The sequence below is a fragment of the Streptomyces sp. NPDC046335 genome (genome assembly GCF_055587985.1).
The window spans coordinates 73363-94023 of record NZ_JBVJFF010000018.1 but is presented as its reverse complement, the minus strand read 5'-3'; the positions used below and the strand labels follow the sequence as shown (position 1 = coordinate 94023).

Sequence of the window (20661 nt, the reverse complement as noted above, 5' to 3'; positions counted from 1 at the left end):
CACGGAGAAAAGAATCATGACCGCAAGCACCACCATCCGCTGGGAACAGGACGACACCGGCGTCGTCACGCTCGTCCTCGATGACCCCAACCAGTCCGCGAACACCATGAACCGGGCGTTCAAGGACTCCATCGCGGCGATCGCGGACCGCGCGGAGGCCGCCGTCCAGGCCGACAAGGACGCCATCCGCGGATTCATCTACACCTCCGCCAAGAAGACCTTCTTCGCGGGCGGCGACCTCAAGGACATGATCAAGGTCGGCCCGGAGAACGCGCGGCAGGCGTTCGAGACGGGCACCGCCATCAAGAACTCGCTGCGCCGCATCGAGACCCTGGGCAAGCCCGTCGTCGCCGCCATCAACGGCGCGGCCCTCGGCGGCGGCTACGAGATCGCCCTCGCCTCCCACCACCGCGTGGCCCTGGACGCCCCCGGCTCCAAGATCGGCCTGCCCGAGGTCACACTCGGCCTGCTGCCCGCGGGCGGCGGCGTCACCCGCACCGTACGCCTCATGGGCATCACGGACGCGCTCCTGAAGGTGCTGCTCCAGGGCACCCAGTACAACCCCGCGCGCGCCCTGGAGAACGGCCTGGTCCACGAAGTGGCCGCCACCCCCGAGGAGATGCTCGACAAGGCCCGCGCCTTCATCGACGCCAACCCCGAGTCGCAGCAGCCCTGGGACAAGCCCGGCTACCGCATCCCCGGCGGCACGCCGGCCCACCCGAAGTTCGCGGCGAACCTGCCCGCGTTCCCCGCCAACCTCAAGAAGCAGACCGCGGGCGCCAACTACCCGGCGCCGCGCAACATCCTCGCGGCGGCCGTCGAGGGCTCCCAGGTCGACTTCGAGACGGCGCTGACCATCGAGGCCAGGTACTTCACCGAGCTGGTCACGGGCCAGGTCGCGAAGAACATGATCCAGGCGTTCTTCTTCGACCTCCAGGCCGTCAACTCCGGCGCCAACCGGCCCAAGGGCGTCGAGGCCAGGACCGTGCGCAAGGTCGCCGTGCTCGGCGCGGGCATGATGGGCGCGGGCATCGCGTACTCGTGTGCCCGCGCGGGCATCGAGGTCGTCCTCAAGGACGTCTCCGCCGAGGCCGCGGCCAAGGGCAAGGGCTACTCCGAGAAGCTCTGCGACAAGGCCGTCCAGCGGGGCCGTACGACGCGGGAGAAGGCCGACGCGCTGCTCGCCCGCATCACGCCCACCGCGGACCCGCGGGCGCTCGCCGGGTGCGACGCGGTGATCGAGGCGGTCTTCGAGGACACCGCGCTCAAGCACAAGGTGTTCCAGGAGATCCAGGACGTCGTCGAGCCGGACGCCCTGCTCTGCTCCAACACCTCCACCCTGCCCATCACCACGCTGGCGGAGGGCGTCACCAGGCCGGTCGACTTCATTGGCCTGCACTTCTTCTCGCCCGTCGACAAGATGCCGCTCGTGGAGATCATCAAGGGCGAGCGGACCGGCGACGAGACGCTGGCCCGCGCCTTCGACCTGGTGCGCCAGATCAACAAGACGCCGATCGTGGTCAACGACTCCCGCGGCTTCTTCACCTCCCGCGTCATCGGGCACTTCATCAACGAAGGCGTCGCGATGGTCGGCGAGGGCATCGAACCGGCCTCCGTCGAGCAGGCCGCGGCCCAGGCCGGATATCCGGCGAAGGTCCTCTCCCTCATGGACGAGCTGACCCTCACGCTGCCCCGCAAGATCCGCGACGAGACGCGGCGGGCCGTCGAGGAGGCGGGCGGCACCTGGGCGGCCCACCCCTCGGACGCCGTGATCGACCGCATGGTGGACGAGTTCGAGCGCCCCGGCAGGAGCGGGGGAGCGGGCTTCTACGAGTACGTGGACGGCAGGCGCGAGCGCCTCTGGCCCGGCCTGCGCGAGCACTTCACCGTGCCCGGGCACCGGATCCCGTTCGAGGACATGCAGGAGCGGATGCTCTTCTCCGAGGCGCTCGACACCGTGCGCCTCCTGGAGGAGGGCGTGCTGACGTCGGTCGCCGACGCCAACATCGGCTCCATCCTCGGCATCGGCTTCCCCGGCTGGACGGGCGGCGTGCTCCAGTACATCAACGGCTACGAGGGCGGCCTGCCCGGCTTCGTGGCACGCGCACGCGCGCTCGCCGAGCGCTACGGAGAGCGGTTCACGCCGCCCGCGCTGCTGGTCCACAAGGCGGAGAACGGCGAGCGGTTCAGCGACGCCTGATCCCGCGCGAACCAGGTGCGGGAGTGGTTCAGGCCTCCTTGAGCCACTCCCGCAGCTCCTCCTTGAGCGAGCGCTGGAAGGCGGTCACCAGCGCCTGCACCACCATCGGCTGCATATGGGCCGAGAGGGACCGCATCGCGGCGACGTGCTCCGGGTCGTGCTCGGGGTCAGGGCCGCCCTCGCGGCGGGAGTCCCACACCTCGTCGCGGAAGAGGCGGGACAGCTCGTGCGCCGCCGACCGCGTGTGCTCCATCAGCACCGAGCGGGCGGCGAGGATCGTCTCGTGCGCGATCGGCACGTCAAGGAGCCGCACCCCGAGCCGGAGCAGCCCCACGTCCACGCGGTACGTCCCCGGCGTCCCCGTCCCGGCGACCACGCCCATCGCCGCGAGCCGCCCCAGGTCCTCGTCGCCGAGCGCGCGCCCCGCCCTGCGCTCCAGCTCGGCGCGCGGGACGTCCTCGGCGGAGTCGGGCGCCCAGGACGCCACAAGGGCGCGGTGGATGGCCAGGTCGTGCGCGCTCACGTCGGCGGGGAGCTGCTCCACGTACCGCTCGATCGCGGCGAGCGTCATGCCCTGGTGCTGGAGCTCCTCGATGAGCGCGAGCCGCGACAGGTGGTCCTGGCCGTAGTGGCCGACGCGGCGCGGGCCGATGACCGGCGGCGGCAGCAGGCCCTTGGTGCTGTAGAAGCGGATCGTGCGGACCGTGACGCCCGCGCGCGCGGCCAGCTCGTCGACCGTGAGGGTCGGCTCGCCGGCCTCGGTCGCGACGCCCTCGGTGTCGGTGTCGGTCGTCATGGCGGCGCCATCCCTCCCCGGTTCGGCTCGGGGGACGTCTCCCCGCGTCGTGCGTCGATGCGGCCCCCGCATCGTGCGTCAATGCGGTGCAACAGTATTGCTGGCACACCAGTGTTGTGAAACCCTCCGGCCCATCGACGGCACCAGGAGGCGGTCATGACCACGATCCTGCGACTTCCGGGCGACCCCGCCGGCATCACGCTCCCCGCCCTGCTGCTCCGCAACGCCGAGGACCACGGGGAGCTGCCCGCGCTCTCCTGGCGTACCGGTGAGGAGTGGTCGACGCTCACCTGGCGCGAGGTGCGGCGCAAGGTCGCCGTCCTGGCCGCCGGGTACGCGGCGCTGGGCGTCGAGCGCGGCGAGCACGTCCTGATGATGCTGGGCAACCGCCCCGAGCACTGGCTCAGCGACCTCGCCCTGGTGCACCTCGGTGCCGTCCCCGTGACCGTGTACGGGACCGCCGCCCCCGAGCAGGTGGCCCACATCGTGCGGCACAGCGGGGCCCGCTTCGCGGTGGTCGAGGGCGCCGGTGAGCTGCCGCGCTGGGAGCCGCTCCTGGCCGACGACACCGCCCCGCTGCGGCGTCTGGTGGTCGTGGAGGCCGCCGCGGCGGGGGAGCACCGCACGTACGGCTCCCTGCACGCCACGGGCAGCCGCCTGTACGACCCCGAGGGCTTCGAGAAGGCCTGGCGCGAGAGCCGCCCGGACGACGCGCTCACCGTCGTCTACACCTCGGGCACCACAGGTGACCCCAAGGGCGTCAGGCTCAGCCACCGCAACATCCTCCTGAACGGCATCGCCCTGGACGGCGTCGTGGACTTCCCCGACCACGTCGGGCACATCTGCTACCTGCCCTTCGCGCACATCGCCGAGCGGCTGCTCGGCATCTACCTGCCGGTCCTGCGGGCCGCGCACGTCTACCTGTGCGCGGACCCGTCCCAGGTGGCGGCCACCGCGCGCGAACTGCACCCCTTCCAGTTCTTCGGCGTCCCGCGCGTGTGGGAGAAGCTCGCCGCGTCCGTGCGGGCCGCCCTCGCCGCGCTGCCCGAGGAGCGGCGCCGCGCCGTCGAGGCGGCGGGCGACACCGCCCGCGCGCACGTCGCCTGCCGCGAGCGCGGCGAGGAGCCGCCCGCGGAGCTGCGGGCCGCCTACGCCGAGGCCAAGGAGCGGGTGCTCGACCCGCTGCTCGCGCTCGCCGGGTTCGACCGGCTCGTGTGGACCGCGAGCGCCTCGGCGCCCATGCCGCCGGAGGTGTCCCGCTTCTGGGCCGGATTCGGCCTGGTGATCATGGACGCGTGGGGGCTGACCGAGACCGCGGGGGTCGTCACGACGAACGGCCCCGGAGCCTTCCGCCTCGGTTCGGTGGGCCGCCCCATCGAGGGCGTGGAGGTGCGCACCGCCGAGGACGGGGAGCTCCTCGTACGCGGGGCGACGGTCTTCGACGGCTATCTGCGGCCCGACGGCGGTGTCGACGGCGCCTGCGACCCGGACGGCTGGTTCGCCACCGGCGACATCGGCCGCATCGACACGGACGGCTACGTCTGGCTCACTGACCGCAAGAAGGAGATGATCGTGACCTCGACGGGCAAGAACGTCTCGCCCGCCCTCGTCGAGAACGCGCTCAAGGAGCACCCGCTCATCGGCCAGGCCCTGGTGCACGGCGACGGCCGCTCCTACCTGGTGGCCCTGCTGGTCCTGGACGCCGAGATGGCGCCCGCCTGGGCCGCCGCGCGCGGCATCGAGGGCGACCTGGTCTCCCACCCGGCCGTACGGGAGGAGGTCGCACGGGCCGTCGAGGCCGCCAACGCCCGCCTGAACCGCACCGAGCAGGTCAAGCGCCACCGCCTCCTCGCCGAGGAGTGGGGCCCCGCCACGGGGGAGCTGACACCCTCCCTGAAGCTGCGCCGCCGGGTGATCCGCGCCAAGTACGAGCAGGTCATCGATGGTCTGTACAGCCCTTGATCAGCATGTGAGAAGTTCCGCTATGTGACGTGCGCCACCGCGTGGTCGGCGATCTCTGGGGGAAGGTGTTCCGTCGGTCCGCGCGCGTCAGGGGTGTCGTGGGCCGGAGCACATTCCGGACCCCGGGATTTCTTCCGGGCACCAGAGAGTAGATCCCCCACGTGAGCAAGGAAGCCGTAGATTCGGCCGCCCTGGACGCATCCCCCACGGATGTGGACCAGGCCCCCGCGGACGCGGGCGACGCCGGTTACAGCAAGGACCTCAAGGCCCGTCACGTCAACATGATCGCGATCGGTGGCGCGATCGGCACCGGACTCTTCCTCGGGGCGGGCGGCCGCCTCCACTCGGCGGGCCCCGCCCTCGCCCTCGCGTACCTCGTGTGCGGCATCTTCGCGTTCTTCGTCGTCCGAGCTCTCGGCGAGATGGTGATCTACCGTCCGTCGTCCGGTTCGTTCGTTTCGTACGCGCGTGAGTTCCTCGGCGAGAAGGGCGCCTACGTCGCCGGCTGGATGTACTTCCTCAACTGGTCGACCACGGGCATCGCCGACATCACCGCGATCGCGCTCTACACGCACTACTGGAGCTTCTTCACCGACATCCCGCAGTGGGTGCTCGCGCTGATAGCCCTCGCGGTGGTCCTGGCCATCAACCTCATCTCGGTGAAGTACTTCGGAGAGATGGAGTTCTGGTTCTCGATCGTCAAGGTCGCGGCGCTCATCGCGTTCATGCTGATCGGCATCTTCCTGCTGGTCAGCCAGCACAAGGTCGGTGGCGAGACGCCGGGTCTGAGCGTCATCACCGACAACGGCGGGTTCCTGCCGAACGGCATGATGCCCGTCGTGATCGTGATGCAGGGCGTCGTCTTCGCCTACGCCTCCCTCGAACTGGTCGGCGTCGCGGCGGGCGAGACCGCCGACCCGCAGAAGATCGTCCCGCGTGCCGTGAACTCGATCATGTGGCGTGTGGGCGTGTTCTACGTGGGCTCGGTCGCCCTCCTCGCGCTGCTGCTCCCCGGAGCGGTGTACTCGGCGGGCGAGAGCCCCTTCGTGACGGTCCTGTCCAAGATCGGCGTGCCGGCGGCCGGTGACGTGATGAACCTCGTCGTCCTGACCGCGGCCATGTCCTCGCTGAACTCGGGCCTGTACTCCACGGGCCGCATCCTGCGCTCCATGGCGATGTCGGGCTCGGCCCCCAAGTTCACCGCGAGGATGAACAAGAGCCAGGTGCCCTACGGCGGCATCCTGCTCACCGCGGGCGTCGGCGTCCTCGGCGTCGGCCTGAACAGCATCGTGCCGAGCAAGGCCTTCGAGATCGTCCTGAACGTGGCGTCCCTCGGGATCATCAGCACCTGGGTGATCATCATGATCTGCCACCTGGCGTTCGTCCGCCGCTCCAAGGAGGGCGCCTTCGAGCGCCCGAAGTTCCGCCTGCCGGGCAGCCCGGTCACGGAGATCGTCACGATCGTCTTCCTGCTGGCGGTGCTCTGCCTGATGTGGAAGGACCCCGAGGTCGGCCGCAAGACGCTGTTCCTCATCCCGATCGTCGCGGCGGCCCTGGTCGCGGGCTGGTACGCGATCCGCCGCAAGGCCGACCGCGAGGCCAAGACCCTCCTGAAGTAGGCCCACGGTGGCGTCACGTCGGAGATCACATGCATCCGGGGTGACGCCACCGCGCCGTCCGTCCGTGGGTGTGGACGGGCGGCGCGGTGTGGAGTGTCAGTGCTGGTGGTCGTGGTCGTGGTCGTGAATGCTGTTCGTGGCGGCGATCTGCTTCCATGACTTCGGCTTGGCGACGGGGGCGTCGGCGGTGGCCGACCGGGTCAGGCCGGCGTCCTTCGCGGCGGGGGCCTCCGGTCGCGACGGCTGGTACAGCCAGGTGTCGAAGAGCCCGGCGAGCGGCTTGCCCGAGATCTTCTCGGCGTACTTCACGAAGTCGCCGACCTTGGCGTTGCCGTACGCGTGCGCCTTCGGCCAGCCCTTCAGTATCGCGAAGAACGCCTCGTCGCCGATCTCGTTCCGCAGCGCCTGCAAGGCCAGCGCCCCCCGGTCGTAGACCGCGAGGTGGAACTGGTTGTCCGCACCCGGGTCACCCGGCTTCACCGTCCAGAACGGGTCGTCGGCGGGGTGCTGCGCGTACACGTAGTCCGCGAGCTCCTGAGCGGTGCCCTCGCCCTCCTTCTCCGACCACAGCCACTGGCTGTAGCGGGCGAAGCCCTCGTTGACCCAGATGTCCTTCCAGCCGTGCACCGAGACGCTGTCCCCGTACCACTGGTGGGCCAGCTCATGGACGACGATCGAGGCGTTGGAGCCGTTCTTGAACGCGGCGGGGCTGTAGAAGGGCCGCGTCTGGGTCTCCAGGGCGTAGCTGCTCTTCACGTTCGGGACGTAGCCGCCGAGCGCGTTGAAGGGGTACTCGCCGAAGACCGTCTCCAGCCACTCGGCGACCTCGGTGCTCCGCTCGATGCTGGCGCGCGCGGCGCCCGCGTTGTCGCCGAGGTCCTTGCTGTAGGCGTTGAGGACCGGCAGACCGCTCTCGGTCTTGTCGGTCGTGATGTCGAACTTGCCGACCGCGAGCGTGGTGAGGTAGCTCGCCTGCGGCTTGTTGGACCGCCAGTTGTAGCGGGTCCAGCCCAGCTTCGAGCTCTGCGACTGGAGCACACCGTTGGAGATCGCCTGCGTGCCGTCGGGCACGGAGACCGACACGTCGTACGTGGCCTTGTCCAGCGGGTGGTCGTTGGAGGGGAACCACCACACGGCGGCCTCCGGCTCCTGCGCGGCGACACCGCCGTCCGGCGTCCGGTGCCATGCGTTGTACCCGTTGATCTTCAGCTCGGACGGCTTGCCCGCGTACCGCACGACGACCGTGACCGCCGTGCCCTTGGGCAGCCCCGCGGACGGCGTGATCTCCAGCTCCTGGTCGCCGGTCTTCGTGAACTTCGCCTTCTTGCCGTTGACCCGCACCTCGGAGACCTTGAGACCGAAGTCGAGGTTGAAGCGCGAAAGGTTCTGCGTCGTGCGGGCGTTGATCGTCGCCGTGCCCTCCAGGAGGTCGGTGACGGGCTGGTACTTCAGCCTCAGGTCGTAGTGCGACACGTCGTATCCGCCGTTGCCGCTCGCCGGGTAGTAGGGGTCGCCGATGCCCGGTGCTCCGGGGGTGAAGTCCGCGGCCGATGCCGGGATCGCCAGCAGCAGGGAGGCCGCGATCGCCCCGGGAACGATGAGTCTGCGGTGCACGTCAAGCTCCAAGTCGTCGTCGTAGTCGTCGTAGTCGTCGTCGCACGTCACGAAGGCACAAGACCTGTATGTCTTGGTCGCCGAGCCTATTCAGCCCTTACGGCACGCGTCATGTCCATGGCCCCTGCTGTCACACGATCGCCATTCGGCCGACATGTGCCTCAATGTCCCGAGCGCCTGACATGGCACGTCGGCCCCCTGTCGCGCGGGAGTTCACCGGTGTACCTTCCGCGCCATGCCGATACGTGCGCGACGCACCCGCCTCCCCTGGAGAACGCTGCTGACGGCGGCCCTGGCCGCCCTGCTGGCCACGCTCATGTCCCCGGGCGCGGCACAGGGTGCCGCCACCGGCCCCCGTACGCCCGCCGAGAGCAAGCCCGTGTACGCGTACGACGACGCGATACGCGAGTCCGTGTGGGTCGACACCAGGCTCGACGGCGACGCGGACGGCAAGAGCGACCGCGTCGCCGTCGACATCGTCAGGCCCCGCGAACTCGACCGCACGGGCCGCCGAATACCCGTGATCATGGACGCCAGCCCGTACTACTCCTGCTGCGGGCGCGGCAACGAGAGCCAGAAGAAGACCTACGACGCGGACGGCAACCCCGTCCAGTTCCCGCTCTACTACGACAACTACTTCGTCCCGCGCGGCTACGGCTACGTCGCCGTGGACCTGGCGGGCACGAACCGCTCCGACGGCTGCGTCGACGTCGGCGGCCGCTCCGACGTCCGGTCCGCGAAGGCCGTCGTCGACTGGCTGAACGGCCGCGGCCACGGCTACACCAGCCGCACGGGCCAGGAACGCGCGAAGGCCTCCTGGTCCAACGGCAGGACCGGCATGATCGGCAAGAGCTACGACGGCACCGTCGCGCAGGGCGTGGCCGCCACCGGCGTCGAGGGACTCAAGACCATCGTGCCGATCGGCGCGATCTCCTCCTGGTACGACTACTACTTCCAGCAGGGCGCCCCGCTCTACGACAGCGGCCCCGAGTGGCTCTCCGACGCCGTCGAGAGCCCCGAGGCGCGCGCCCGCTGCGGCGCCGTGCAGCAGCGCCTGATCGACGGCGCGCCCCGCAGCGGCGACTGGACCCGCCTGTGGAGCGAGCGCGACCACGTCCCCGACGCGGGCAAGGTCAGGGCCAGCGTCTTCGTCGTACACGGCATGCAGGACCTGAACGTCCGCGCCAAGCACTTCGGACAGTGGTGGGACGCCCTCGCGAAGAACGGCGTCGACCGCAAGATCTGGCTCAGCCAGGCCGGCCACGTCGACCCCTTCGACCTGCGCAGGGCCGACTGGGTCCGCACCCTGCACCGCTGGTTCGACCATGAACTCCTCGGCCTCGACAACGGCGTCGACCGCGAGCCGATGGCCGACATCGAACGCGCCCCCGACCGCTGGACCACCGACCGCGTCTGGCCCCCGCGCGCCACCGGCACGGTCGACCTCCGCCCCGCCAAGGGCGACGCGCCGGGCGTCGGCACGCTCGGCACACGCCGCGCCAAGGGCACGGAGACGTTCACCGACGACCCGAGGCTGAGCGAGACGGACTGGGCCGAGCGGATCGACATGCCGACACCCGCCAAGGCCGGCTTCGCCACCGGACCGCTCACCCGCGACCTGCGCCTGTCCGGCTCCTCCGAGGTGACGGTGACCGCGACGCCGACGACCCGCACCGCCCACCTCTCCGCGATCCTCGTCGACCTCGGCCCCGCCACCATCCGCGACTACGCCGCCCCCGGGGAGGGCATCACCACGCTCGGCGAACGCGACTGCTGGGGACCGAGCACCACGGGCGACAGCTCCTGCTTCCGCAAGACGCGGGCCAGGACCGCAGACGTCGAGCACACGATCGTCAGCCGCGGCTGGGCCGACCTCGGCACCTGGGCGGACGCACACCGCGGGCGCCCGCTCACCCCGGGCAAGCCGCACACCATCACCGTGGACCTCGCCGCGAGCGACCACGTCGTGCCCAAGGGCCACCGCCTCGCGCTGATCGTCGCGGGCACCGACAAGAACCTCATCGAAGCTCCCGCCGACACCCCGACGCTCACCATCGACCTGGCCCGCACCCACGCGAAGGTGCCGCTGGTCGGCGGCGCGAGCGCGTTCAGGACCTCCGCGTCCGGCACCCCCCGCGAAGCCCGTCTCGACGGCGTCGCCCCGCCGCGTCCGCTCACACCCGTACCGGGAGGCAGTACTTCATGACACCGCGCATCCGCACCCTGGCGCTCGCCTGCGCCGCCGTCGCCCTCACCGCGCCGCTCCTGACGGTGCCGGCCCAGGCGACCCCGACCCCGCCGCGTACCGGTTTCGAGGAGAGCGACGGCGCCCGCTGGACCACCCAGCCCGAGGAGCAGCGGCTCCTGTCCGCGGTGGACAGGGCGAGCGACCGCATATCCGTCTCCCGCATCGGAAGCACCAAGCAGGACCGCCCTCTCCAACTGGTCCGCATCGGCGAACGCAAGGCGAAGAACACCGTGCTGCTGATCTGCAGCCAGCACGGCGACGAGCCGTCGGGCCGCGAGGCCTGTCTGACCACCATCCGCGACCTGGCGTACGCGAAGGACCGCGGGACCCGGGAGTTTTTGAGGCGCACCACGCTCCTGGTCGTCCCGACGGCCAACCCGGACGGCCGCGCCGCCGACACCCGCGGCAACTCCGACGGCGTCGACATCAACCGCGACCACCTCTCCCTGGCGACCGCGGAAGCCCGCGCGTTGGCCGCTGTCATCCGCGACCGCCAACCCGACGTCATCTACGACCTGCACGAGTACGGGTCCACCCCCAAGTACTACGACAAGGACCTCTTCGACCTCTGGCCGCGCAACCTCAACACCGACGAGGCGGTGCACGAGGAGGCGCAGACCCTGTCGAAGGCGTACGTACGCCCGGCCGCCGAGGGCGACGGACACACGACGGGCACCTACGGCATCTGGACGGACCCCGTCACCGGCGAGCCCATCAAGCAGACCGCGGGCGACGGCCAGGAGCGCATCCTGCGCAACATGTCCGGCATCAAGCACGCCGCGGGCCTGCTCATCGAGAGCCGCGTCGACCCGCTCACCGACGCCGAGAAGAACGACGAGGCCCTGAACAACCGCCGCCGCGTCTCCTCCCAAATCTCCGCACTAGGCGGCCTCTTCGACTACACGGACGAGCGGCGCGCACGCCTGGAGCGGACCACCGACGCGGCACGCGTCGAGGGCTACCGCGACCACGGCCCCGTCTACGTCGGCGGCGCCGACAACGACCCCGCACAGCCGTCCGAGACCATCGCCGACCCGCCCTGCGGCTACCGGCTGACCGCCGCCCAGTACGCCGACATCAAGGACGAACTGGCCCTGCACGGGGTGAAGGCGAAGCGGCAGAAGTCCGGCGCCTACGTCCCGCTGCGGCAGTCGGCCAGGGCCCTCGTGCCGCTCCTCCTCGACGAGCGGGCGACTTACCACATGGTCACAGCTCGACCCGACATGAACTGTTGAGGAGTGAGATTCGGGTCACATGTGGTAGGGGGTACCGAGAACAAACTCTCGACCGCAATCGACCCGTTGAAAGGTGCCACTTGTGACGCATGAACAACAGAAGGCGGATGACGGGGGAGGGTCGCCGGACATCATGACGCCCGCCCCCGGCGGCCGCTCCCCACAGACGGACCGGGTGGTGTTCGGCGTCACCGCCGCACTGACCCTGGCGTTCGTGGTCTGGGGCGCGGTGGCGACGGACACGCTCCAGGATGTCTCCACGGACATGCTGAACGGGCTCATGCACAACGGCGGTTGGTTCTTCATGCTGGCCGCCACCGGCTTCGTCGTCTTCGCGCTCTGGCTGGCCATCAGCCGGTACGGGAAGATCACCCTCGGCAAGGAGGGCGAGTCACCCGAGTTCCGCACGGTCTCCTGGGTCGCCATGATGTTCAGCGCCGGCATGGGCATCGGCCTGATGTTCTACGGCGTGAGCGAGCCCCTGGCGCACTTCACCTCGCCACCGCCCGGCACCGACCCCGCGGACTCGGCGGCGGCGATGGAGACGTCGCTGGCCACCACCCTCTTCCACTGGACGCTCCATCCGTGGGCGATCTACGCGGTCGTGGGCCTCGCCATCGCGTACAGCACCTTCCGGCGCAACCGGCGCCAGACCATCAGCGCCGTGTTCGAGCCGCTCATCGGCAAGAAGCACGCGCGCGGCGCCTGGGGCCGGGTCATCGACATCCTGGCCATCTTCGCCACGCTCTTCGGCTCGGCGGCCTCCCTCGGCCTCGGCGCCCTGCAGATCGGCAGCGGCATCGAGGTGCTCGACTGGATGGACGACGCGGGCACCGGCCTGCTCGTCGCGATCATCGCCGTGCTGACCCTGGCCTTCGTGGCATCCGCCATCTCCGGGGTGGAGAAGGGCATCCAGTGGCTGTCCAACATCAACATGGTGCTCGCGCTGCTGCTCGTCGTGTTCGTCTTCATCGCGGGCCCGACGGTCATCATGCTCGACATGCTGCCGACCTCCATCGGCGCCTACCTCGGTGACCTGCCGCAGCTCATCGGCCGCACCGAGGCCTCCAGCGGCAAGGGGGTCGCCGACTGGCTGAGCAGCTGGACGGTCTTCTACTGGGCCTGGTGGATCTCCTGGACGCCCTTCGTCGGCATGTTCATCGCGCGCATCAGCCGCGGCCGTACGATCCGCCAGTTCGTCGGCGGCGTGATCCTGGTGCCGAGCACGGTCAGCCTCATCTGGTTCGCGGTCTTCGGCGGCAGCGCCATGACCGTCTCCGAGCGGGGCGGCCTCAAGGGCGAGACGACGGCGGAGGCGCAGCTCTTCGGACTGCTCCACGAGTATCCGATCGCCACCGTCTCCAGCCTGCTGGTGATGATCCTGGTCGGCATCTTCTTCGTCTCGGGAGCCGACGCCGCGTCCATCGTCATGGGCGCGCTCTCGCAGAAGGGCGCGCTCGAACCCAGCCGGTTCGTCGTGATCTTCTGGGGCATCGTGACCGGAGCCGTGGCGGCGATCATGCTGCTCATCGGCGACGGTTCGGGCAACGCGCTCACCGGTCTGCAGAACCTCACGATCCTCGTGGCGGCACCCTTCACCCTCGTGATGATCGGCATGTGCGTGTCCCTGATGCGGGACCTGCGCCACGACCCGCTGATCGTGCGCGGCGAACACGGCACCGAAGCCGTGGGGAAGGCCGTGATCGCGGGCCACGAGCAGTACGCCGGTGACTTCGAGATCCGCATCGGCCCCTCCACGGACGCGGATGAGGACGAGAACGGGGACGCGGACGCGGACGCTGACGCGGACGGACCGGAGCCGGACAACGATCCGACGCGTACGCGCTGACGCGGGCTCAGGAGGCGGTGTGCTTCGGCGCGCCGCCTCCTGCCGTCTCCGCACCGTCCAGTCGGGTGCGCGCGGGTACGCCCTCGACCATGCGTACGCCGCTTCGCTCGGCCCGCGCCGTGGACTCCGTACGCACCGGCCGCTGGTCGGGCGGGACCTCAGCACTCACCACGGGCACACCGCCCTCACCCGCCCCGCGACAGGAGCGGAATGTGCGAGGAATGGGCCATGCCGTGCTCACATCACACATTCGGTGGGGATACTCACAGCATGTCTGCCCAGTACGCGACCTTCGGTCTGGCGCCGGCCATGCGGGCCGGTGGGGTTCTCGCCAACGGTGACTACCAAGTGCACCGTGACTTCGTCGACTTCATCGTCGACGGCCGTCCCCTGCTGTTCCGGCTCTCCGACCTCGACGCGGTGTCCCCGCTGGCCGCGGACATCCCGCCCGCCATATTCACCGCGCACATCCGCAGGCTCCTCCTGGAAGCGGAAGCACCGCTGCGGGACAACCGGTACGTCATATACGGCTGTCCCGAATGCGAGGGCCTGGAGTGCGGTGCCGTCACGGCGGTCATCGAGAAGGCCGCCGACGGCGGCGACGACTTCATCTGGCGCGACTTCGCCTGGCAGACGGGAGAACCGGTCGATCTGCGGCTCAACGGCTACCACGGCATAGGGCCGTTCCGCTTCAGCGGCCCCGAGTACCGCGAGGCGCTGCGGCAGTTGCTCGCGGCGGACGAGCGGCAGGCCCGCCGCCGGGTCCTGCTCATCGGGGCCCGCGTCGCGCTCCTCGCCAAGCTGGCCGCGGCCCTGCGGACCATCGGCATCGGTGCGGAGATCGCCGCGGACGCGGCGGGTGTGCCGCCGGAGGAGCTGCGTACGTACGGGGCGGTCGCCTTCGGCCGCACGGTGTCCGCCGAGACCCGTCAGTCCGTGCGGTCCGCTTTCGAGGGGGCGGGCGTACGGGTCGCCTACGTCGACGGGCTCGCCCCGATAGTGCCGCTCCTGGTGGCCCAGATCGAGGACGCGCTCGACCGGAGCCCCGCGGAGCAGCGGCGGCTCACCCGGCTCGCCGCCGGGCGGGACGCCGCGCGGCTCTCCGTCACGTCGACGTGCCGGGTACGGCTGATCGCGTACCGCATGGACCGGTTGTCGCGGACGCACGTCCACGAGGTCTTCGACGAGGTGCTGGAGCCCGGGGAGCATCGGGTGCCGCTGGAGGCGCGCAGCACGAAGGGCAACTCGTACGTGGTCGCTCGGACCTCCACCAGTGTCCTGGTGACCGAAACGGGCGCTGGGGGCGGCGTTTGCGCGTAGCCCCGCGGCTTCGGGCGGGGCGCCTCTCGCGCCTTGCCCCGCGGCCTCGGGCGAGGGCGTCTCTTGCGCCTTGCCCTGCGGCTTCGGGCCCCGCACGAACAGTCCCGGCGCTCCGCGCCGGCCGTCTCCCACCCGCGCGCCCGTTGCTCTGCGGTCTCCGGTCCCGCACGAACAGTCCCGGCGCTTCGCGCCGGAGGTTTCCCACCCGGCTGTCCGTTGCTTCGCGGCTCCTACCTCCGCCTGTCACCGCCGCGAGACGGGTGGGTCGGGTGGGAAGCCTCCGCCGCGGAGCGGCGGGCTTGGGATCGGGCGGCAAGGCCAGGCAAGGCCGAGAATCCCGGCGGACCTAGCCAAGGCTGGGGTGCGAGGTCCGCCGCCAGCCGCCGGGGGCGAGGGGGGCCCGTAGAATGACCCCCCTGATGACCGCTACTCTCGTCGCCAAAGACCTCGCCGCCGGCCACGGCGACCGTACCCTCTTCGCCGGACTGGACCTCGTCGTCGCCCCCGGCGACGTCATCGGCCTCGTAGGCCCCAACGGGGCAGGCAAAAGCACCCTCCTGCGGCTGCTCGCGGGGATCGACGCCCCCGAGGGCGGCGAACTGCGGCTGTCGCCGCCCACGGCGTCCGTGGGGCACCTGCCCCAGGAGCCGGACCGCCGCCCCGGCGAGACGATCCGCGCCTTCCTGGCCCGCCGCACCGGCGTCGCGGAGGCCCAGCGCGTGATGGACGAGGCCACCCAGGGCCTGGTCGACGGAGCCCCGGGCGCGGACGACGCGTACGCGGACAGCCTGGAGCGCTGGCTGGCCCTCGGCGGCGCGGACCTGGACGAGCGCGCCGAGGAGGTCACGGACTCCCTCGGTCTGACCGTCGGCCTCGACCAGGAGATGACGTCGCTCTCGGGAGGCCAGGCGGCCCGCGCGGGCCTCGCCTCCCTCCTCCTGTCACGCTACGACGTCTTCCTCCTGGACGAGCCGACGAACGACCTCGACCTGGCGGGCCTCGACCGCCTGGAGAGCTTCGTGAAGGGCCTGCGGGCGGGCACGGTCGTGGTCAGCCACGACCGCGAGTTCCTCAGCCGCACCGTCACCAAGGTCCTCGAACTGGACTTGGCCCAGCAGCAGATCAACCTCTACGGCGGCGGCTACGACGCCTATCTGGAGGAGCGGGAGGTGGCCCGCAGGCACGCCCGCGACGAGTACGACGAGTACGCCGACAAGAAGACGGCGCTCCAGGGCCGCGCCCAGATGCAGCGCTCCTGGATGGACAAGGGTGTCAAGAACGCCCGCCGCAAGGCGGGCGACAACGACAAGATCGGCCGCAACCTCCGCAGCGAGGCCAGCGAGAAGCAGGCCGCCAAGGCCCGCCAGACGCAGCGCATGATCGAGCGGCTCGACGTCGTCGACGAACCCCGCAAGGAGTGGGAGCTGCGCATGGAGATCGCGGCGGCCCCCCGCTCGGGCTCGGTCGTCGCGGGTCTGCGCGACGCGGAGGTGCACCGAGGCACGTTCACGCTGGGCCCCGTCACCCTGCAGATCGACTGGGCGGACCGCGTGGCGATCACCGGCGCGAACGGCTCGGGCAAGTCGACGCTGCTCGGCGCACTGCTTGAACGCGTACCGCTGAGCGCGGGCCACGTGGGACTCGGCTCGGGCGTCCTGGTCGGGGAGGTCGACCAGGCCCGCGCGCTGTTCCACGGCGAGGAGTCCCTGCTCGACGCGTTCTGCGCGGCGGTGCCCGAGACCGAACCGGCGGAGGTCCGCACGCTCCTCGCGAAGTTCGGCCTGAAGGCGGTCCACGTCCTGCGCCCGGCGGCGACGCTCTCACCGGGCGAGCGCACCCGCGCGGCCCTGGCCCTGCTCCAGGGCAGGGGCGTCAACCTCCTCGTCCTCGACGAGCCGACGAACCACCTCGACCTGCCGGCGATCGAGCAGCTGGAGTCGGCCCTCGACTCCTACGAGGGCACCCTGCTGCTCGTCACACACGACCGCAGGATGCTGGACGCCGTACGCGTGACGCGCCGCCTGGAGGTGGCGGAGGGCAAGGTGACCGAGCTGTCACCCTGACCTCCGGCCGCCTCGTGCCGTCAGAAGGACGTCAGCGCCGCTTGGGATCGACGAGACCGGCCCGGCGCAGTGCCTCGGCCATCGCGTCGTTGGCCGGCGGCGGGCCCTGGCGCTGCGGCGGCTTCTGCCCGCGCTGACCGCCGCCTCGCTGGCCACCGCCGCGCTGGCCCTGAGCCTGCCTCTGGCCCTGCCCCTGCTGCCGCTGCTGCGGCGGACGCCCGCCCCGCTTGGGCCCGGCCTCAGCGGAGTCGGCGGGGGCCGCCTCGTCGTCGAGGCGGAGCGTCAGCGAGATCCGCTTGCGCGGGATGTCGACGTCCATGACCTTCACCTTGACGATGTCGCCGGGCTTCACGACGTCCCGCGGGTCCTTGACGAACGTCTTGGACATGGCGGACACATGCACCAGACCGTCCTGGTGCACGCCCACGTCCACGAACGCGCCGAACGCGGCCACGTTCGTGACGACGCCTTCGAGCACCATGCCGGAGGCCAGATCGGAGATCTTCTCGACGCCGTCCTTGAAGGTGGCCGTCTTGAAGGCGGGACGCGGGTCGCGCCCGGGCTTCTCCAGCTCCTTCAGGATGTCCGTGACGGTCGGCAGACCGAAGACCTCGTCCACGAACTCGTCGGGACGCAGCGAGCGCAGCGCCCCCGTGTTGCCGACCAGGGAGGAGACCTCGCTGCCCGCCGCCTTCACCATCTTGCGCACCACCGGATACGCCTCGGGGTGCACGCTGGAGGCGTCCAGCGGGTCGTCGCCGCCGCGGATGCGCAGGAAGCCCGCGCACTGCTCGTACGCCTTGGGGCCGAGCCGGGCGACGTCCTTGAGGCCCTTGCGGCTCTTGAAGGGGCCGTTGGTGTCGCGGTGCGCGACGATGTTCTCCGCGAGGCCCGCGCCGATGCCGGAGACCCGGGCGAGCAGCGGGGCGGACGCGGTGTTCACGTCCACGCCGACGCCGTTCACACAGTCCTCGACGACCGCGTCGAGCGAGCGCGAGAGCTTCATCTCGGAGAGGTCGTGCTGGTACTGGCCGACGCCGATCGACTTGGGGTCGATCTTCACGAGCTCGGCGAGCGGGTCCTGGAGCCGCCGCGCGATGGAGACCGCGCCGCGGATCGACACGTCCAGGTCGGGCAGTTCCTGCGAGGCGAAGGCCGACGCGGAGTACACCGAGGCGCCCGCCTCGGAGACCATCACCTTGGTGAGGTTCAGCTCGGGGTGCCGGGCGATGAGGTCGGCGGCGAGCTTGTCGGTCTCGCGGGAGGCGGTGCCGTTGCCGATCGCGATCAGGTCGACCGCGTGCTCCTTGGCCAGCGCGGCGAGCGTGGCCAGGGACTGGTCCCACTTGTTGGCGGGCACGTGCGGGTGGATGGTGTCCGTCGCCACGACCTTGCCCGTGGCGTCGACGACGGCGACCTTCACGCCCGTACGGAAGCCGGGGTCGAGGCCCAGCGTCGCGCGCGTGCCCGCCGGTGCGGCGAGCAGCAGGTCGCGCAGGTTCGACGCGAAGACGCGCACGGCCTCGTCCTCGGCGGCCGTGCGCAGGCGCAGCCGCAGGTCGATGCCGAGGTGGACCAGGATGCGGGTGCGCCAGGACCAGCGCACGGTGTCCTGAAGCCACTTGTCGCCGGGGCGGCCGCGGTCGGCTACGCCGAAGCGGTGGGCGACCATCCCCTCGTACGAGGAAGGGCCCTCCGTGGGCTCCTCGGGCTCCAGGACGAGGTCGAGGACGTCCTCCTTCTCGCCGCGCAGCATGGCGAGGACGCGGTGCGAGGGCAGGTCGGTGAAGGGCTCGGCGAAGTCGAAGTAGTCGGCGAACTTGGCGCCCGCCTCCTCCTTGCCCTCCCGGACCTTCGCGGCGAGCCTGCCGCGCACCCACATGCGCTCGCGCAGCTCGCCGATCAGGTCGGCGTCCTCGGAGAACCGCTCGGCGAGGATCGCGCGCGCCCCGTCGAGAGCGGCCTGCGGGTCCGCGACGCCCTTGTCGGCGTCGACGAACGCGGCGGCCGCCGCCCGCGGCTCCACCGACGGGTCGGCGAGCAGGCCGTCGGCCAGCGGTTCGAGGCCGGCCTCGCGGGCGATCTGCGCCTTGGTGCGGCGCTTCGGCTTGAACGGCAGGTAGATGTCCTCCAGGCGCGCCTTGGTGTCCGCCTCGCGGATCCGCGCCTCCAGCTCGTCGGTGAGCTTGCCCTGCTCACGGACCGAGTCGAGGATCGCGGCGCGCCGGTCCTCCAACTCGCGCAGATAGCGCAGCCGCTCCTCGAGCGTGCGCAGTTGCGCGTCGTCGAGCATCTCGGTCGCTTCCTTGCGGTAGCGCGCGATGAAGGGCACCGTCGAGCCGCCGTCGAGCAGGTCGACGGCGGCCTTCACCTGCCGCTCCCGTACGCCGAGCTCCTCGGCGATCCTGCCTTCGATGGAGGACGCAGTGGGCGTCTTCAAAGCTGCCACGTTCCGGTACCGCCTTCTCGCTGGGGTTGCCCGGCAATTGTGGCAGGTGGTTGTGACAGCGGGGGGTCAGACCCGGCGGGCCCGGCCCGCGCGTCCTCCGCTCCGTCCTCCGCTCCGGCCGGTGGAACGGGAGGCTCCGCCGAACAGCCGGGCCAGCGCCCGGAACGGCAGGGTGACGACGGTGGCGATGGCGCCGGCGATCTGACGCAGAATGTCCGCGATGGCACGGAACATCAGGGTTCCCCTCTCGTCTCCCGGCGCGCCGGTGTGCGGCCAGGAGACGCCCGGGTACCTCATCGCGCCCGGAACATGCCGGACGGCACCGCGATATGCCGGACTTGCCTCAGCCCTTGCCCATCAGGTCCGCGGGGAACGCCCCCGCCCGCAGTGCCGCCCCGATGAACACGGTGCCGAGCTCCGTCAGGCGTTCGACGCCCGCCGCGCCCAAGTGCTCGTAGGGCGCCCGGTCCAGGCGGTCCGTCTCCGCCTCGACCTCCTGGCGCAGCGCCGCGCCGGCCTCGGTCAACTCGCCCTCGGCATCGAGCACTCCGCGGGCGCGCAGGCGTTCCTCGGCCGCGTTCCACTCGTCCTTGTTCCAGCCGCGGGTGGAGAAGACCCACTTCGGGTTGGTGCCCTTGCCGGTGGCGGTGTGGGTGACCAGCGCCTCCAGGCCGTCGAGTTCGGCGCCGAGCAGGACGGTCACGTGCCCGTCGCCGCGGTGCTCGCGCAGCAGCGTCGCGGCGTGCCAGTACGCCAGGTGCGGCTCCTCGGGCACGGGCAGGTCGGCGTGGGCGGAGTACAGGGGCCGGGCGGTACGGGTGCAGGCCTCGGCGGCGCGCAGCGCGAGCCCGGCGGCCTCGGCCATCTCCGGCGAGGCGACGGCGTCGTCGCCGAGGAGGCGCCGCAGCGTCGCGTCGACGCCGCGCAGCCGGGCCGCGAGTATGTCCTCGGGCGAGGCGGTCCGCCAGATCCGCGGCACGTGCGCGGCCACGAGTTCGTGCTTGTAGTTGTAGAAGGCGGCGGTCACCACCCCGGGCCCGACGGCTCCCATGGCCGCCGCGCGCACGGCGAAGTTGACGGCGCTGGGGTGGGTGATCCCGAGCTCCGCCAGCTCGCGCGACACGTCCGGCGAGAAGTAGTGCGAGGAGTGCAGCGGGTTGAGCACGCTGTGGCAGCGGCGTCCGGCGCGCGGATGCGGCGCGGCGGGCGAGGCCGAGCCCGAGGACGAGGTCGTCGAAGTGGTCATGGAGGCACGTTACCTACGGGTCGGTATGCCGCCGCCGCCCCGGTCACACCCAAGGCCGCC

14 protein-coding genes are annotated in these 20661 nt (G+C 71.1%); 8 read left to right on the top strand and 6 right to left on the bottom strand.

From position 1 onward, the window contains the following. Window positions 1-16 precede the first annotated feature (16 nt). On the top strand, window positions 17-2200 hold the full coding sequence (locus ACZ6JY_RS35555) for a 3-hydroxyacyl-CoA dehydrogenase NAD-binding domain-containing protein (protein ID WP_469202775.1): 2184 nt from the start codon (window positions 17-19) through the stop codon (window positions 2198-2200). 28 nt (window positions 2201-2228) lie between these two features. On the opposite strand, the gene ACZ6JY_RS35550 is transcribed toward ACZ6JY_RS35555, so the two are convergent. Beyond that, window positions 2229-2996: a MerR family transcriptional regulator gene (locus tag ACZ6JY_RS35550; RefSeq protein WP_469202773.1), complete on the bottom strand. Its 768-nt coding sequence runs from the start codon at window positions 2994-2996 to the stop codon at window positions 2229-2231. A 156-nt stretch (window positions 2997-3152) separates the two neighbouring features. Here ACZ6JY_RS35550 and ACZ6JY_RS35545 point away from each other — a divergent pair, with 156 nt between their 5' ends. Both ACZ6JY_RS35545 and ACZ6JY_RS35540 read left to right on the top strand, forming a co-directional pair. Beyond that, a complete protein-coding gene (locus ACZ6JY_RS35545; protein ID WP_469202771.1) occupies window positions 3153-4958 on the top strand; it encodes an AMP-dependent synthetase/ligase in 1806 nt (601 codons plus the stop codon). A gap of 161 nt (window positions 4959-5119) precedes the next feature. Continuing rightward, on the top strand, window positions 5120-6577 hold the full coding sequence (locus ACZ6JY_RS35540) for an amino acid permease (protein WP_469202769.1): 1458 nt from the start codon (window positions 5120-5122) through the stop codon (window positions 6575-6577). Between the two features lie 96 nt (window positions 6578-6673). On the opposite strand, the gene ACZ6JY_RS35535 is transcribed toward ACZ6JY_RS35540, so the two are convergent. After that, window positions 6674-8191, bottom strand: coding sequence for a M1 family metallopeptidase (locus ACZ6JY_RS35535; RefSeq protein WP_469202939.1), 1518 nt, complete (start codon window positions 8189-8191; stop codon window positions 6674-6676). A gap of 235 nt (window positions 8192-8426) precedes the next feature. Here ACZ6JY_RS35535 and ACZ6JY_RS35530 point away from each other — a divergent pair, with 235 nt between their 5' ends. From ACZ6JY_RS35530 to ACZ6JY_RS35520, 3 genes are all read left to right on the top strand, one after another. After that, entirely contained in the window at window positions 8427-10397 is a 1971-nt protein-coding gene (locus ACZ6JY_RS35530) for a Xaa-Pro dipeptidyl-peptidase (RefSeq protein ID WP_469202767.1), read from the top strand. Beyond that, window positions 10394-11674 carry a M14 family metallopeptidase gene (locus ACZ6JY_RS35525; RefSeq protein WP_469202765.1) on the top strand — a complete coding sequence of 427 codons (1281 nt, stop codon included), beginning with the start codon at window positions 10394-10396 and terminating at the stop codon, window positions 11672-11674. Before ACZ6JY_RS35530 ends, ACZ6JY_RS35525 begins: the two co-directional genes overlap by 4 nt. A 133-nt stretch (window positions 11675-11807) precedes the next feature. Continuing rightward, a complete protein-coding gene (locus ACZ6JY_RS35520; protein WP_469202936.1) occupies window positions 11808-13523 on the top strand; it encodes a BCCT family transporter in 1716 nt (571 codons plus the stop codon). Window positions 13524-13530: 7 nt separating this feature from the next. Here the strand turns inward: ACZ6JY_RS35520 and ACZ6JY_RS35515 are convergent, their stop codons facing one another. Continuing rightward, the gene (locus ACZ6JY_RS35515) at window positions 13531-13692 is read right to left on the bottom strand and encodes a hypothetical protein (RefSeq protein WP_469202763.1); all 162 of its coding nucleotides are present in this window, start codon (window positions 13690-13692) and stop codon (window positions 13531-13533) included. Between the two features lie 101 nt (window positions 13693-13793). Here ACZ6JY_RS35515 and ACZ6JY_RS35510 point away from each other — a divergent pair, with 101 nt between their 5' ends. Next, window positions 13794-14843 carry an oxidoreductase gene (locus ACZ6JY_RS35510; protein ID WP_469202761.1) on the top strand — a complete coding sequence of 350 codons (1050 nt, stop codon included), beginning with the start codon at window positions 13794-13796 and terminating at the stop codon, window positions 14841-14843. A gap of 419 nt (window positions 14844-15262) precedes the next feature. Then, window positions 15263-16906, top strand: a complete 1644-nt coding sequence (locus ACZ6JY_RS35505) for an ABC-F family ATP-binding cassette domain-containing protein (protein WP_469202758.1) — start codon at window positions 15263-15265, stop codon at window positions 16904-16906. 31 nt (window positions 16907-16937) lie between these two features. Here the strand turns inward: ACZ6JY_RS35505 and ACZ6JY_RS35500 are convergent, their stop codons facing one another. The 3 genes from ACZ6JY_RS35500 to ACZ6JY_RS35490 all read right to left on the bottom strand — a co-directional run bounded on the left by ACZ6JY_RS35500 (window position 16938) and on the right by ACZ6JY_RS35490 (window position 20601). Next, window positions 16938-19346, bottom strand: a complete 2409-nt coding sequence (locus ACZ6JY_RS35500) for a Tex family protein (protein ID WP_469202756.1) — start codon at window positions 19344-19346, stop codon at window positions 16938-16940. 75 nt (window positions 19347-19421) lie between these two features. Beyond that, window positions 19422-19589 (bottom strand): LPFR motif small protein, encoded by a 168-nt coding sequence (locus ACZ6JY_RS35495; RefSeq protein WP_469202754.1) that lies wholly within the window; start codon window positions 19587-19589, stop codon window positions 19422-19424. 109 nt (window positions 19590-19698) lie between these two features. After that, the gene (locus ACZ6JY_RS35490; RefSeq protein WP_469202752.1) at window positions 19699-20601 is read right to left on the bottom strand and encodes an SCO6745 family protein; all 903 of its coding nucleotides are present in this window, start codon (window positions 20599-20601) and stop codon (window positions 19699-19701) included. Window positions 20602-20661: the final 60 nt, after the last annotated feature.